Origin of the sequence: Sorangium sp. So ce367 (assembly GCF_051520455.1) — a bacterium.
Lineage (GTDB): Bacteria > Myxococcota_A > Polyangia > Polyangiales > Polyangiaceae > Sorangium > Sorangium cellulosum_B.
The window spans coordinates 4,210,966-4,226,323 of the sequence record NZ_CP150334.1 but is presented as its reverse complement, the minus strand read 5'-3'; the positions used below and the strand labels follow the sequence as shown (position 1 = coordinate 4,226,323).

General features: G+C 72.7%; 11 protein-coding genes. 4 read left to right on the top strand and 7 right to left on the bottom strand.

Features of this window, described 5'->3' with window-relative positions:
* Both pstB and phoU read left to right on the top strand, forming a co-directional pair.
* Nucleotides 1-864, top strand: coding sequence for a phosphate ABC transporter ATP-binding protein PstB (gene pstB / locus WME97_RS16155; protein WP_437552803.1), 864 nt, complete (start codon nucleotides 1-3; stop codon nucleotides 862-864).
* A 20-nt stretch (nucleotides 865-884) separates the two neighbouring features.
* Nucleotides 885-1,610 carry a phosphate signaling complex protein PhoU gene (gene phoU / locus WME97_RS16150; protein ID WP_437552802.1) on the top strand — a complete coding sequence of 242 codons (726 nt, stop codon included), beginning with the start codon at nucleotides 885-887 and terminating at the stop codon, nucleotides 1,608-1,610.
* A 41-nt stretch (nucleotides 1,611-1,651) separates the two neighbouring features.
* Here phoU and WME97_RS16145 read toward each other — a convergent pair whose 3' ends face one another.
* From WME97_RS16145 to WME97_RS16130, 4 genes are all read right to left on the bottom strand, one after another.
* Complete coding sequence (locus WME97_RS16145; RefSeq protein ID WP_437552801.1) at nucleotides 1,652-2,170, bottom strand: molybdenum cofactor biosynthesis protein MoaE; 519 nt, start codon at nucleotides 2,168-2,170, stop codon at nucleotides 1,652-1,654.
* Complete coding sequence (moaC, locus tag WME97_RS16140) at nucleotides 2,167-2,682, bottom strand: cyclic pyranopterin monophosphate synthase MoaC (protein ID WP_044964956.1); 516 nt, start codon at nucleotides 2,680-2,682, stop codon at nucleotides 2,167-2,169. Before moaC ends, WME97_RS16145 begins: the two co-directional genes overlap by 4 nt.
* 77 nt (nucleotides 2,683-2,759) lie before the next feature.
* A complete protein-coding gene (gene moaA / locus WME97_RS16135) occupies nucleotides 2,760-3,881 on the bottom strand; it encodes a GTP 3',8-cyclase MoaA (RefSeq protein WP_437552800.1) in 1,122 nt (373 codons plus the stop codon).
* 25 nt (nucleotides 3,882-3,906) lie between these two features.
* Nucleotides 3,907-4,140: a MoaD/ThiS family protein gene (locus tag WME97_RS16130; protein WP_272098160.1), complete on the bottom strand. Its 234-nt coding sequence runs from the start codon at nucleotides 4,138-4,140 to the stop codon at nucleotides 3,907-3,909.
* Nucleotides 4,141-4,314: 174 nt separating this feature from the next.
* On the opposite strand from WME97_RS16130, the gene WME97_RS16125 reads away from it, so the two are divergent.
* Complete coding sequence (locus WME97_RS16125; RefSeq protein WP_437552799.1) at nucleotides 4,315-7,860, top strand: protein kinase domain-containing protein; 3,546 nt, start codon at nucleotides 4,315-4,317, stop codon at nucleotides 7,858-7,860.
* Between the two features lie 233 nt (nucleotides 7,861-8,093).
* Here WME97_RS16125 and WME97_RS16120 read toward each other — a convergent pair whose 3' ends face one another.
* Nucleotides 8,094-8,786: a hypothetical protein gene (locus WME97_RS16120; protein WP_437552798.1), complete on the bottom strand. Its 693-nt coding sequence runs from the start codon at nucleotides 8,784-8,786 to the stop codon at nucleotides 8,094-8,096.
* 112 nt (nucleotides 8,787-8,898) lie between these two features.
* Nucleotides 8,899-9,105 carry a hypothetical protein gene (locus tag WME97_RS16115; RefSeq protein WP_437552797.1) on the bottom strand — a complete coding sequence of 69 codons (207 nt, stop codon included), beginning with the start codon at nucleotides 9,103-9,105 and terminating at the stop codon, nucleotides 8,899-8,901.
* Nucleotides 9,106-9,242: 137 nt separating this feature from the next.
* Here WME97_RS16115 and WME97_RS16110 point away from each other — a divergent pair, with 137 nt between their 5' ends.
* Complete coding sequence (locus WME97_RS16110; RefSeq protein ID WP_437552796.1) at nucleotides 9,243-11,249, top strand: PAS domain S-box protein; 2,007 nt, start codon at nucleotides 9,243-9,245, stop codon at nucleotides 11,247-11,249.
* Nucleotides 11,250-11,279: 30 nt separating this feature from the next.
* On the opposite strand, the gene WME97_RS16105 is transcribed toward WME97_RS16110, so the two are convergent.
* Entirely contained in the window at nucleotides 11,280-14,876 is a 3,597-nt protein-coding gene (locus tag WME97_RS16105; RefSeq protein ID WP_437552795.1) for a protein kinase domain-containing protein, read from the bottom strand.
* Nucleotides 14,877-15,358: the final 482 nt, after the last annotated feature.

Below are 15,358 nucleotides of genomic sequence, written 5' to 3'. Positions count from 1 at the left end.
ATGAGCTCGTTTGACTCACTGCACCACAAAGTACGGTCCGGGGAACGCCGCAGCGGGCTCGACACCGATGGCATCGACAGCCGCTCCATGGAGCCTGAGGACGAGGCGCCGCCAGCCAAGATCAGCGTCACCCGGCTCAACGCCTATTTTCACAAGTTCCACGCCATCCACGACATCACGCTGAACATCCCCGACGGCCGGGTCACAGCGGTGATCGGCCCGTCCGGGTGCGGGAAGTCGACGTTCCTGCGCTGTCTCAACCGGATGCACGAGCAGGTGCCCGGGGCCTCGGCGAAGGGCTCCGTCATGATCGACGGCGTGAACGTCTATGACAGAGCCGTCGACCCGGTAAGGCTGCGGCGCCGCGTCGGCATGGTGTTCCAGAAACCCAACCCGTTTCCAACCATGTCCATCCGCGAGAACGTCCTCGCCGGACACAAGCTGAACGGCATCTCCGTCAAGGATCCCACAGGCCTCGTCGAGAAGTGCCTGCGCCAGGTGGCGCTCTGGGACGAGGTGAAGGACAAGCTCGATCAGTCCGGGCTATCCCTCTCGGGCGGCCAGCAGCAGCGGCTCTGCATCGCCCGCGTCCTCGCGGTGGAGCCGGAAGTGATCCTGCTCGACGAGCCGTGCTCGGCGCTCGATCCCATCGCGACAGCGCGCGTCGAGGAGCTCATCGACGAGCTGAAAGAGCGATATACTTGCGTGCTCGTAACACACAACATGCAGCAGGCCGCGCGGTGCTCTGACTATACCGCCTTCTTCTACATGGGGGACTTGGTGGAGTTCGACAGGACCCAGACGATCTTCACCAACCCCAAGGAGAGCAAGACGGAAGACTACGTCACCGGGAAGTTCGGCTGATGGAAGCGGGGGATAGAGTCATGCCGACGTCGCACACGAGCAAGGTCTACGAGCACGAGCTACGCACGCTTCGCGAGAAGCTGCTGCTCATGGGCAGCCTCGTCGAGGAGATGATCCAGAAAGGCTCGACCGCGCTCGCGACGCGCGACACGGGCCTCGCCAAGGCGACGATCCGGCTCGATCGCCGGATCAACCGCCTCGAGTGCGAGGTCGACGAGCTCTGTATGAGGATCCTCGCGACGCGCCAGCCCGTCGCGTCCGACCTGCGCTTCGTCACCACGGCGCTCAAGATCGTCACCGATCTGGAGCGGGTCGGCGACCTCGTGGTGAACGTCTGCGAGCGCGTGCAGGAGCTCAACGAGGAGCCGCCGCTCGCGCCGGTGGCGGATCTGCAAGGCCTCGCGGACGAGGCGATCGAGGTGGTGCACGAGGCGCTGGACGCGCTGGTCGCCCGCGACTGCGAGCGAGCGAACCAGCTGCTCACGCGCGATGACGTGATCGACGAGCACTACGCCCGCATCTTCCAGGAGGTGCTCCTCGTCATGAGCCGCGACCCGAGCACGGTGTACAGGGCCACACGCATCCAGTCGATCGCCAAGTACCTGGAGCGCATCGCCGATCACGCGATGAACATCGCCGAGTCGGTCGTCTTCCTCGTCAAGGGGACGGACATCCGGCACCACAACCGCCTGAAGGAGAACGACCCGCTCTCCTCGCCTCCGCCGGCCGGGCTTCGCCTGCGCTAGGCGCCAGCGCCGCCCGGAGGCGCGCACGGCCGGCGCCTGCGCTAGGCGCCAGCGCTGGCCGGAGGCGCCGTCCCACCGTGGCCGTGGGGCTCCTCGTCGCCGTGCGCATGCCCGTGATGCGCCTCGTGCCCGTGCTCGCCGGCGCAGCGGGCGTCCTCCCATCCGACCCAGTAGGGGCCGTCCGGCCCGTGCTCACGCTTCCAGATCGGCAGGCGCTCCTTGATGCGGTCGATGAGCAGGCGGCACCCGCGGAACGCCTCTCCCCGGTGCGGCGCGCTCGCGGCGCAGGCGACGGCGACATCGCCGACGTGGAGCGCGCCCACCCGGTGCGTCGCGGCGACGCGCACGCCAGGGATCTCTGCGGCGAGCTCCGACAGGATCCGCTCGAGCTCGGCCTCGGCCATCGTCCCGTAGGCCTCGTACTCCAGCAGCGTGACCGAACGGCCCTCGTTGACGTCGCGCACCACGCCCAGGAACGTGGCGATGCCGCCCGCGCCAGGGTGAGACACGGCGGCGATGAGCTCGTCGAGACCGAGCGGCTCGGCGCGGATCCGGCTCACGGCGCGCTCCGCTGGAAATGGCCGGAGCGGCCCCCGCTCTTCTCGAGGAGCTTGATGTCCGAGATGACCATCTCGCGATCGATTCCCTTGAGCATGTCGTAGATGGTCAAGCACGCGGCGCTCACCGCGACCATGGCTTCCATCTCGACCCCTGTGCGATCCACCGCCTCCGCGGCGGCGGTCACCCGGATCGTCGCGGAGGGCTCGTCCACGTCGAGCGAGACCGAGACGTGCGTGAGCGCGATGCCGTGGCAGAGCGGGATGAGCTCCGGCGTGCGCTTCGCCGCCATGATCCCGGCGATCCGCGCCGCGGCCAGCACGTCGCCCTTCGGGGCGTCGTCGCGCGCGACCCGGGCGATGGTCTCGGGGCGCATCATGACGGCGCCGGACGCGACAGCGCGTCGGTGCGTGACGGGCTTGCCTTCGACAGGCACCATGCGGGCCTCGCCGCTCGGAGAGAGGTGAGTCGAGAGCGCTTCGCCCTCGCCGGGTCGATCAGGGGTTCGCGGCATCGCCCGGAATCTGACACGGCAGCCGTGAGGACCGGAAGCCGAACGTGATCCGGCCCCGCTCGGATCCGCCCGCTCCGTCAGCCGCCGATCGCGCGGATCGACACCGTGGAGGCCGTCTCTTCGGTGCAGCCCTTCCAGACCTTGCCGTCCGGCTTGAGGCGCCACGCCTCGTCCAGGCGCAGGCGGATCGCCTCCCGATCGCCGCTCTTCGCCTCGCGCGAGGCGTCGACGCCATCGTCGGTGGCGAGGCACGGCCGGAGCACGCCCGTCGAGGAGACGCGCAGGCGATCACAGCTTTCGCAGAACGTGTCGCTCGTGCCCGTGATGAAGCCCACGCGGAGCGACGGGTCGCGGCGAGCGCGGACGTACCTGGCCGGGCCGAGGCCGGGCTCGCCGGCCGCCTCTTCCGGCAGGAGGTGCTCGGCAAGGCGCGCCCTCATCTCGGCCGCGGTGACGAGGTGCTTGCCGACGAGCCGAGCGCCCTCGGCGATCGGCATCACCTCGAGGAAGCGCGGCACCATCCGGCGCTCCCAGGCCCACAGCGCGAGCCGCTCGATCTCGTCGTCGTTCACGCCGCGGAGGACCACCGTGTTCAGCTTGATCGGCGAGAAGCCCGCCGCGATCGCGGCGTCGATGCCGTCGAGCACCCGGGCGAGCTCGCCGCCCCGGGTCATCTCGCCGAAGCGCCCGGGATCGAGGGTGTCGATCGAGACGTTCAGCCGGTGCAGCCCGGCGGCGCGAAGCGCCCCGGCGAGCCGCGCGAGCTGCGACGCGTTCGTGGTGAGGGCCAGATCCTCGAAGCCGAGCGCGGCGAGGCACTCGATGATCGACACGATCTCGGGGTGGAGCAGCGGCTCGCCGCCGGTCAGGCGCACCCGCCGGACGCCGGCGTCGCGCAGCGCCTCGAACATGGTGCGCCAGGCGGCCGTCATGAGCTTGCCGTCGGCGTAGCCGTCATGCCGCGACGGGCGGCAGTAGGTACACGCGAAGTCGCACCGATCCGTGACCGAGATGCGCACGCTCCGCGGCGCGGGCCCCGCGTGCTCGCCAGCTGCCTGGCCGGCGCCGTCGCGGTACGGGATCACGGCCGCGCGTCGGCCAGCGTCTCCGCCGTCGACGAGCGGCAGCGATCGCCGCCGCTGAGCCGATGCGTCGCCCGCACTGCGCGCAGGATCGAGGCCGCCGATAGAAGAAGGCATGGCGCGTCCCTCTCGGGTCCTCTCGCTAGCCGCCCGCCACCGGCGGGATCAGCGCGACCTCGTCACCGAAACCTACAGGATCGCTCGGCGTCGCATAGACGCCGTTCACCGCCACCCGGATGGATCCCTTGTAGGGGCCGAGCCCCGGATAACGAGCACAGACGTGCTCCAGGAGCTCCGCTGCGGTGCAGGGGCCAGCCAGCGGCAGCGCCACTTCTCCGGTACCCAGCACATCCCTCGCGCCAGCGAATGCAAGCACGCGTACCGCTGCATCCATCACCGCAACCTAGCATCGCTCCGCGGACCCGACACGACGAACTGCCGCCAAGCGACCTCGGGCCGCCCTGGCGCCAGGTGCCTGGCGCCGCGCGCCTCGCGAGATTCGAGTCTACCGGGCCCGGCCGGCACGGCTATCATCGGGCGGCTCACCGTCATGTCGGAAGAAGGCTTTTTACCGGGCACGATCCTGGCCGGTCGCTATCAGGTCCGCCGAGAGCTGGGCCGCGGCGGCATGGGGGTCGTCTATCTCTGCCGTGATCTCGTGCTCGACGAGCGCGTGGCCGTGAAGCTGCTCGACCGGCCAGGCGCGGCGGCCCGCCCCGAGGACGCCTGGTGGTTCCAGGAGGAAGCCCGGGCGCTCGCCGGGCTCTCCCATCCGGCGCTCGTCAAGGCCCGCGACTTCGGGGCGCTCAGCAACGGGACGCCGTACCTCGTGATGGACGCCGTCCCGGGTCGATCGCTCCACGAGTGGCTCTACCTCGCGCGGCTCGAGGACCCCCTGCCCTGGCCGATCATCTGGAGCGTCATCGACCAGGTGCTCGGCGCGCTGGCGCACGCGCACGCGCGCGGCGTTATCCACGGGGACCTCAAGCCGTCCAACGTCCTCGTCGATCTGCAGCACGGGGGCGAGCCGCCGCTCGTGCACGTGCTCGACCTCGGGCTGGCCTGGCTCATCCAGGACCGGGTCGATCACCGGCTCGACGGCTCCAGGGAGAGCGAACCCACGGTGCGCTGGGGCGCGGGCACCCCGGGCTGGATGGCGCCCGAGCAGATCCGCTTCGCGGCGCCCCACGTCGGACCGCCGACGGACCTCTACGCGCTCGGCTGCATCCTCTACGCCCTGCTCGCCGGGGGCGAGGTCTACGACGGCAACAACGACGAGCTCCTCCAGCAGCACCGGAGCGCGTCGATCCCGGACCTGCCGCTCCCCCCGGTGGTGCCGGGCGACGTCGCGAAGTTCGCGAAGCGGCTGCTCGCGAAGCGGCCCTGGCACCGCTTCGACTTCGCGGGCGACGCGCGGCGGGTGTGGAAGCGGTTCGAGCCGCGCAACAACGCGAACGTGACCGCGACGCCGCTGCCGATCGCCCTCTTGACGAGCGGCCGTCTGCCCCCGAGCCGCAAGGAGCTGCTCACGCCCGAGCTCATCGAGCCCCCAGACGACGACCCGCCGCCGTCCGTGACGACCACCGGGCTGCTCGCGCTCCGGCCGAGCCCGTTCGTCGCGCGGACCGGGGAGCGGGCGCGGCTCATGGAGGTCGTGGCCGAGATGGTCGACGCGCCGAAGGCGATGCACCGGTTCGTCCTGCTCGCGGGCGAGGCCGGCGTCGGCAAGAGCCGGCTGGCCGAGTGGCTCTGCGAGGAGGTCCACGAGCGGGCGCTCATGGTGCCGCTCCGCGCGCGCTACCGGCGCATCGCGGCGCCGCTCGACGGCGTGCTCGGCGCGGTGACCCAGCACTACCGGCTGGAGCGGGCCGAGCGCGAGATCGTCGAGAAGGTGCTGATGAATCTCTGGGAGGTCCCGCCGGAGGATGAGGTCGGCAAGACGTGGGTCGCGGCGACCGCCGAGTGGATCAAGCCGTCGCCCCCGGGGAGCGAGGCGGTCGGCCCGACGGGGAAGCGCTTCCGCCTGGATCGCCCCGAGCTCCGCTGGCTGATCATCCGCAAGACGCTGGAGAGGATCGGCCGGGACAGGCCGGTGCTGCTCTGGCTCGACGACCTGCACTACGCCTCGTCGACGACGTTCGAGGGGCTCCTCACGCTCCACCGCGACGCGCCGAACCTGGGCCTGCTCGTCGTGGCGACCGTCAGGAGCGAGGCGGTCGAGTGCGATCCGGTGGCGGCGAGGCGCATCGAGGGGGCGCTCGCGGCCTACGTCGGGGAGCGGCTCGACGTCGCCCCGCTGAACCCCACGCAGACGCACGCGCTGCTCCGGGAGACGCTGCCGCTCGACGACGCGGCGGCCGAGGCGGCGACGGCCCGCAGCAAGGGGAACCCGCTCTTCGCGCTGCAGCTGCTGCACGCGTGGGCGGGCGGCGGGCACCTCCAGCTCCGCGCGGGCAAGTACTTCGTGCCGAGGGCGTCGATGGCCGTGCAGGCGGCGACGACCGCCGACCTCTGGGAAGAGCGCCTCGCGGCGCTGCCCGAGGAGCTCCGCACCGGCGCGCGCGCCGCCGCCGCGCTCGGCGGTGACATCCGGCGCGAGATCCTGCGCGCGCTGCTCACCTCGCTCGACATCTCGGCGGACAGGGCGATCGCGTCCATGCAGCGCGCCCAGATCCTCCTCGCCGTGGGCGATCGCCTGCGCTGGCCGCACGCGCTGCTCCAGGAGCACCTCCTCTCGCAGCTCTTCCTCGAGCCGGACGCGGCCCGCGTGTTCCGCGCCGCCGCCGACGCGCTCGGGGCGCACCCGGCCGCGTCGAGCCGCCGCATCCTCCGGCACCGGGTCGTCAGCCTCCTGCGCGCCGGCGACACCGACGAGGCCGCGGCGCTCATGCACGCGCACGTGGCGGCGCACTGGCAGAGCTCGCGCGACATCGCGGCGACGCTCCGCGATCTCGCCGTGCTCGACGGCAAGCTGCCCGGGGGGAGCGACTCGCGCCCGGGCCTCCGGGGCGGCGTGGACGCGCGGCCCGTGCTGACGGGGACGCGCCTCGGGACGCAGCTGCGCTTCCGCGCCGAGGCGCTGCGGCTGGCGGGGAGGCTCGACGAGGCGCGGCGCGACGCGGAGGACGCGCGGCGCATCTTCGAGCAAGCCGGCGACCGCGAGAACCAGGCGCACTGCCTGCGCCTGCTCGGGCACATCGCGTCGGACCTCGGCGCGGAGGCGCAGGGCCGGCGGCTCGTGGCGCGGGCGCACGCGATCTTCGACGAGATCGGCCACGGCCACGGGCAGGCGCAGTGCGAGGTGCTGCTCGGCGAGATCGACTACCTGCTCGGCGAGCACGCGCGGGCGCGGGCGGTGCTCGCGTCCGGGGCGTCGCGGTTCATGGAGGTCGGCGATCGGCTCGGCCGGGCGCAGTGCCTGCTGCTGCAGAGCATGGTCGAGCAGGCCGGGGCGACCTCGGACGCGGCGCGCGCGCTGCTCACGACCGCGCACGCCGACTTCGACGCCATCGGCTACCGGCTCGGGCTGGCGCAGTGCGACCTCGCGCTGTCGCACTCGGACCACCGCGTCGGCAACTTCGAGGCGGCGCGCTCGGGCGCGCTCGCGGCGCGGCAGAGCTTCCGCGACGTCGCGAACCCGCGCGGCGAGGCCGGGTGCGAGCGCCTGCTCTCGATGGTGGCGCTCGACGCGGGCGCGCCGGAGCTCGCCGAGGAGCACGCGCTCGCCGCCGGCAGGCTCTTCGAGCGGCTCGGGGATCCGTGGGGCCTTGTGGAGGCGCGGCTGCTCTTCGCGCAGATCGCGCTCCACCGCGGGGAGGCGGAGCTCGCGCGCGAGCACCTGATGGCGTGCGAGGCGGTGGCGCTCGCGGAGGCGGAGCCCCGGCAGCACCGGCACCTGACGCTCGCCTGGCTCGCGTACCACGAGGGGCGCTTCCACGAGGCGGCGCGCGAGCTCGACGCGGCGCGCGCGGCCTTCAAGGACAGCCGCACCGGGGACCACACGCCGCAGCTCCTCGAGCGCTTCGCGCGGATGGGCTGGCCCAAGCCGGCGGGCGCGCGGATCAGCGGCTGGATGCGCACCCTCGAGAACACCTGAGCCGGAGGCCGAGCACGCGGGGCGCCCGCGCACGGCAACTCCCCTCCACGAGAGCTCTCCAAGGGGATCAGAGGCCGTCGATAGCTGACGTTCTCACGAGCTGCGTCGCCGAGCGGGTCTCACCCGCACAGGAGACGGGTCCAGATCGGCGTTTTCGGCGCGCAAGCGCACTCCCGTGCGCTGAGCACCGAAAACGCCGAGATGGGCCCGTATCCGAAGCGGGTGAGCCCCGCTCAAAGAGGGAGCCAGAAGTCGGGGCCAAAGAGCCGGCGCGCGTCCTCGATGGTGCGGAGGGCACGCGGCAGATCGAGCCTCGCCTGGTGCTCGGCCAGCTGCACGACGTAGGGGATCCAGAGCGGCCTGCAGACGACGAGCGCGGCGAGGTGGAACTCCGCCTCCTCGGTCTGGCCGAGATCCATCGCGACACGCGCCAGGAGGCTGTGCACCGGGACGGGCGACCCGAGCGGCGCGATGGCCGTGGCGCAGCGCCGCACGCTCTCCGCGGCCTCCTCGCTGGGGTGCCGCCGGAACTCCTGGAACGTCTCCTCGAGCTCGTGCTCGTCGCTCACCTGCTCCGGCAAGTGCTGCGCGACGAGCGCCTTCCAGTGATCGACGAACGGCAAACCGGCGAGGGCGCTCGAGCTGTCGGCGTGGGCAAGGAGCATATCGGCCTCCTTCCAGTCGCCAGCCTCTCGGGCGAACTCGAGCCCCGAGACGACCCGAGCCTCCTCGTGGAGCCCAGGCTCCTTCGTCAGGAGCCAGCGCTGCCAGTAGAGCGCGCCCCGGAAGGCCACGCGCGCGAGCGGCTCTTTGTCGTCCGCACGCATCTGCAGCGCCATGTCCAGGAGCGCCCCCTTGTGCCGCTGCACGTCGTCGACAACGAGGCTCGCTGGCCAAGCGCAGAGCCCGCACGCCTCCGAGATCATCGCACCCCCCTCGCACCGCGCGAGAGCTGCCTGCCGAAAGGCAGCGCAGAAGAAACCCCCCGCGATACAGGCCAACGCTACCACGGCGCCCGCAGCAGGCGAGAGGTCGTCGTCAGCGGGTGGCAGGCAGACAACATCGACGAAGGCGACAGCGCTCGAATGCCGCCGCGCGAGCGGCCTGCACCGGGACGGATCCCGGACCAGGGAGCGGACGAGGGGCGAAACCGACGAAGCCGACGAAAGCGAGCGGGACGACGAGGACGACGACGACAACCACCCGCGCCGAGCCGCGCGCGGGCTCATGGACCTCGATCTCCACCGAGGCTTCCTGCACAATGCGCCGCTGGCGGCAGCGGCAGAGAGGGGTGTCGGCGGCCGCTCGAGGTGCTGATTGGCGATCGAGATCGAGAGGACAACGCGGCGGCACGGCGCTCCTGACCCCCTGCGGCGCCCACGATGAGCCAGCCTGATCTCCACCGGGCCGCATTCGATGCGGCCGAAGACGCGATCCTCCTCCTGGAGAACGGCCGCGTGATCGACGCCAACCCGAGGGCGATCCAGCTGCTCGCCGGATCCGCGGACGGCCTCGTCGGACGGGAGCTCGCGGACCTCGCGCCGCTCCTGCAGCCCGACGGACAGGCCTCCGCCGAACGCCTCGCGCAGCGGCTCGACGCGGCGGGCCGGGGGGAGCCGCAGCGGTTTCGGTGGCTCTACCGGCGCCCGGGCGGGGACTTCGTCCAGGCCGACACGCAGATCGCGCGGCTCGCCCTCGCTGACCGCGCAGGGCCGATCCTGCGCGCGGTCGTGCGCGAAGAGGACAAGGAGCAGCGGCGGCTCTACGCGCTCGCCGTCGACATGCTCGGCGCCGCGACGCTCGACGGGCGGTTCAAGGAGCTGAGCCCCTCGTGGGAGCGCACGCTCGGGTTCAGCCGCCAGGAGCTGATGGCGCGGCCCTACCTCGAGTTCATCCACCCCGAGGACAAGGCGCGCACCCTCTCGGAGACAGACACGTTCTCGACGGGCGCGCAGACGATCACCTACGAGAACCGCTTCCTCTGCAACGACGGCTCGTACCGGTGGCTCGAGTGGAACGCGATGCTCGCGCTCGACGAGGGGCTCGTCTACTTCGTCGCCCGCGACGTCACGCGGCGCAAGACCGCCGAGATCTCGCTCCGTGAGTCCGAGGAGAAGCTGCGGGCGCTGTACGACGGCATCCCGCACTACCTGGTCGTCGTCGACAAAGACGCGCGCATCGTCTCGGTGAACCGGCCGTATCCCGGGGTCCGGGAGGAGAGCGTCGTCGGCCGGAGCCTCTACGATTTCACGTCGCCGGAGTACCACGCCACGGTGAGGGAGGCGCTCCAGGCGGTGCTCCGGGAGGGAGGCCGCGCGAGCTACGAGGTGGTCGGCCTCGGGGCGAACGGCGGGCGGGCGTGGTACGCGAACCACGTCAGCGCGATCCGTGGGGCGGACGAGGTCACGAACGCGCTGATCGTGGGGGAGAACATCACCGAGCGCCGGCGCGCCGAGGAGGAGCGCCGGGAGAGCGAGGCGCGCTTCCACGCGGCCGTCGAGGCCAGCATGGACGCGTTCCTCACGCTGGCCTCCCGCCGCGACGACAGCGAGGAGATCGCCGACTTCGTGATCACGGGGCTCAACGCGCGCGCCGCGACGATGCTGTCGTCGATGCCGCGCGAGCAGCTCCTCGGTCGGCGCCTCTCGGAGCTCGTCCACTCGGTCGAGGCCGGCGTCCTCCTGGAGAGGTGCCTGCGCGGCCTCCGGAAGGGGGCGCCGATCGAGGAGGAGATCCTCCTGCCCGCGCCGAACGCCCAGGCGTCGCGCCCGAGCGTCTGGGTGCACCACCAGATCGTGCCGATCCAGGGCGGCGTCGCCGTGACGATGCGGGACACCACCGAGCGCAAGCGGCTCGAAGATCAGCTGCGCCAGTCGATCGAGCGCCTCGAGGTGTACGCCGAGGAGCTGGAAGGCAAGAACCGGATGCTCGCCGCGGAGAACGCCGAACGCGAGCGGACCGCGAGCGTCCTGCGCCAGCAGCAGGAGGCGATCCGCGCGCTGTCGACGCCGATCATCCAGGCGTGGGAGGGCGTCCTCGTGCTGCCGATCATCGGCGCGCTCGACCGCGCCCGGGCCACGGACGTCATGGAGAAGCTGCTCGGGGAGATCGTCCGCACGCAGGCCCACTTCGCCGTGCTCGATCTGACCGGCGTGGAGGACGTGGACACGCCGACGGTCGACCACCTGTTCCAGGTGGCCCGGGCCGCGAGCCTGCTCGGCAGCCGCTGCCTCGTCTCCGGGATCTCCCCCGGGGTCGCGCAGGCCATCGTGACGCTCGGCAGCGACGCGCGGACGCTCGAGACCTTCGGCGCGCTGGAGGACGCCCTGCGCCACGCGCTTGTCGTGTCCGGCGCCCGGCTGCCGAGCGCGCGCGGCAAGGCGCTGTAGCGGCAACCTCCCGCTGTAGCGGCAACCTCCCTACGCCTCGTCGGCCGCGAGCTCGTCGTGGAGCTCCCGGGCGCGCGCCGCGTGGCGCAGCGCCGCGGCGCCCTCGCCCATCGCGGCGGCGTGCGCCGCGGCGCGGTCGTACGCCGCCGCGGCCGCCCGCAGATCGCCGCCCCGCTCATAGTGGTGGGCGAGGAGGGCGGCCCCCTCGTCGCGCGCCTCCACGTTCGACGCGCGGTGCTCGATCCAGTCGGCGACGAGCAGGTGGATCCGCCGGCGGATCTTGAGGCTCAGCATCTCGTAGGCGACCTCGCACGTCGCCTGCTCCACGAACACGTACTCGCGCTCGCCGGGGAACGACGCGGGGGAGCGGAGCCGGATCAGCTGGCGCTCGCAGAGGCGCGCGAGCAGCTCGGCGGTGGACGCGCTGCCCCCGTGGCGCACCGAGAACGGCGGATCGAGATCCTGGAGCTCCGCGAGGATGCGCTCGCTCGACATCGGCGAGCGCGCCTGCGGGGCGTCGTTCCGGAGCCGCTCGACCGCGCCCTCCCAGAAGGTCCGGCCGACGACCGCGGCCTGCGCGAGGAGGCCGCGCGCGCCTTCGTCCAGGCGGTCGAGGCGCGCCTGGACCACGCCGTGCACGGCCGGCGGCAGGCTCAGCGCGCCGATCGCGTCGTCACGGACGTGCCACGCGCCGTCCTGGGCCTCGATGGCGCCGGCGTCCACGAGGAGGTGGAGCGTCTCCTCCACGGTTCGCGGGTTGCCCTCGGAGCGCTCGGCGATCGCGCGCACGAGCTCGTGGTCGAGCGCGGAGGCGCCGCGGAGCCGATCCCGGATCATCTCCTCCGCGTGCCGCCGCGCGAGCGGCGACGCGTCGACGCGGACGTACGCTTCCTTCCCGACGCCCCAGTCCGGGCGGCGCTCGTAGAGCTCGGGGCGCGCGGTGCACACCATGCAGAGCGGCAGCCCCTCGGCGTTCGCCACGAGCTCCTCGACGAGGTCGAGCGTCGCGTCGTCGGCCCACTGCAGGTCGTCGCACACGATCACCATCGGCGTCCGCTCGAGCGCGAAGGTGACGAGCAGCGCGAGCGCGGAGGCGATCCGGCGCCTCGCCAGGACGCTGCCACGCGCCGCGGCCTCGAGGAGCCCGGCGGGCGCAGGCCGCGCGCCCAGGATGGCCGCCAGCCGGGCGAGGATCTCCTCGAGGTCGCTCCCCCCGGTCGGCCTCGACAGCGAGGGGGACGGATCGAGCTCGTCGTCGTCCTCGTACCGCGCCGCCCCGGCTCCCCTGCGCCCGCTGACGGTCGAGCTGATCGGCCCTCGGAGCGGGACGGACGAGGTGCGGGTCACGATGGGCGACGCGCCCCCGAGCGCGGCGGCCCTGGCCCCCGCGCCGGCGGCCTCCCGCTCGGCGCGGACGCGGGCGCGCGCGGCGCGCAGCCGGATCCAGCGCAGGCCGCGGCGCAGCTTGCGCAGGATGACCTGGGCCGGATCGGCCTCGTGGATCCCGAACCAGCGGCGGAGCAGCGCGCCGGCCAGGCCATAGCTCGAATCCTGCGCGAGCGCCGAGCACTGCGCCGACAGGACGAGCAGCCCCCCGGGCGGCGCCAGCGCGTACCCGCGCTCCGAGGAGGGCGCGCCGCCCCCGGCGCCGCCGTCGCGGAGGCCCGCGAAGAGCTCTGCGAGCATCCGCGTCCGTCCCACGCCGGGCGCGCCGACCAGCGTGATGAGGCGCGGCCGCCGCTCGTGGAAGGCGGTCTCGACGAGATCACACAGGCGCTGCATCTCTGCGCCGCGCCCGACGAGGCGCGTCGAGAGCCCATGGAAATCGGGCGGTACGAGCGCGTGGTGGAGCGGCGCCTCGCCGAGCACGCGGTAGATCGGCGGCGCCGCGCCGTGCGCGGTGGACGCCGGCGGCGCCGCCGGCGCCCGGACCGCGCCGGCGCTCGCGCCCGCGTCGAGCGCCTCGACGAGGAAGCGCCCGAGGACGAGGCGGCGGGTGTCGCGGCCGATCACGATCGCGCCGCGCGGCGCGAGCTGCTGCAGGTGCCCCGCGCCGTCGACCGCGTCGCCGATGACGGCGAGATCTTGCCGCGCCGAGCCCCCGACGCCGACGAAGGCCCGCCCCGTCGCGATCCCGAACCGCACCGAGAGGCGGACCGAGCGCGCGGCGCGCGGCAGCGTGAGGCGCGGGATCGCGGCCTGCGCGCCGAGCGCCGCGACGATCGCTCGCTCGGCGTCGCTGTCGGTCGAGCGAGGGACGCCGAAGACCGCCATGACGCGCCCGCCGATCGGCCGCTCCACGATCCCGTGCATCTGCTCGACGTGCTCCGCGAGCACCTGATAGCAGCGGTCGACGACGTCCTTGACGTCCTCGGGATCGAGCCGTGACGAGAGCGCGGTCACCTCGGACAGATCCGCGAACAGGACGGTGCAGACCCGGTGCTCACCGCCCTCGAACGGCAGCGCGGCCCGGGTCCGCGGCGAGCCGCGATCGGAGCTCACGCTCCCCCTCATCCCGCTGCTGTCCGGCGCCCGCCACGGCGTCGACGACGGCGGCAGCGACGGCGGCGGGACGGACAGCGCCGGCGGCGGCGGCAGCGGCGGCAGGTGGACGGCGGCGAGGTCGAGCAGCCCGTCATCCGCGTCGTCGTTCGCGTCGCCCTGGCCGAATGCGGGCGCGCGCAGGGTGTCGCGCGCCACGACGACGACGCTGGAGCGGTGGGCGGCCTCCAGGGCGGCCCACATCTCGCCGAGGTTGTGGAACCGTTGCGAGGGGTTGATCGCGAGCGCTCGGCCGAGGACCGCCTCGACGTCGGCGTTCGCGTTCACCCCGCGGGCGCGGAAGCTCGGCCGGATCGCCTCGTCGCTCGAGGCGACGAAGAGCTGGATGACGTCGCCGCCCGAGAGGGCGGGCTGACCGCTCGCGACCTCGACGAGGATGAGGGCCATCGCGTAGACGTCGGTCCAGGGCCCTGTCGCGCCGAACCGCGGGCTGAACTGCTCCGGCGCGCCGTACTGCGGCGTGAAGGCGCGGAACGTTCGTCCCGTCTGGACGAGCGCCTCTGCGAACGTCGGCGTCTCGGAGAAGACCTTGGCGAGGCCGAAGTCGAGCACCTTCATGCGGTCGCCGAGCAGGAACAGGTTGGCCGGCTTGACGTCGCGGTGAGACACGTTCTCGTCGTGGGCGACGGCGAGCGCGGAGGCGACCGGCGCGAGGAGCCGGATCGCCTCGCCGAGGCTCCTCGGCGGGAGCTTCTCGGCGCTGCGGCGCTTGAGATCCTGCTCGAGCGTCTCGCCCTCCAGCCACTCCATGACGATGTACGGCGTCCATGGCCCCTTCGGAGCGGCGGCGGCGCCGATGTCGAGCGCCTGGACGATGCCCATCGTCCGGCGGGAGAGCTGGTGGAGCAGGCGCGCCTCCTCGCGGAACTTGGCGAGGAAGCCGTCCTGCTGGTCAGGGCTTAGACCCGCGGGGATCTTGAGACATTTGACGGCGACCGGCGAATCGAAGCCGAGGTGCCGGGCCCGGTAGACGACGCCGAACGCTCCCTCGCCCGCCAGCGCCTCGACGGCGAACTGGCCGTCGATGATCGACCCCACCCAGCCGAACGGGTCGCTGGCCTGCATCGTTGCCTAGGCTACCTGTTGCGCCGAACCCCGAGCAAGAGAAGCAACGGCCGCGGGCGAGGGGATGTGCGAGGCGGGGCGCCCGTGGGGCCCCGCCGAACTCGCGGCCCCAAGGAGGAAAAGGGGCCATGACGGCCGCAGCGGGCGACTGGCATGGATCCATCTCCGCTGGCCGAGTAACGGAGGCAGGAGATGCGAGCTCGACGGCGCCGATCTGCCTACATGAGCGCTGCGGCGCCGCGGCAGAACTCGGACCGCCGGACCACCGCAGATCCGGTTCATCGAGGCGCACTGCCGTCCTCGCGCTTCTCTCATCGCCACGCGCACCACGCGGCGCGTACCGGTGGATCGAGCACGAAGACGAGTCTCCTGGATCGGAGACAGGCAGCTCATGGGCGCTCCTGCCTGCCACGGTCGGCCTGCGCTGCAGGCCCTCACGGGCCCGCAGCGTCGCCGAAGCAGCCGTATCCCTTGCCCCACAG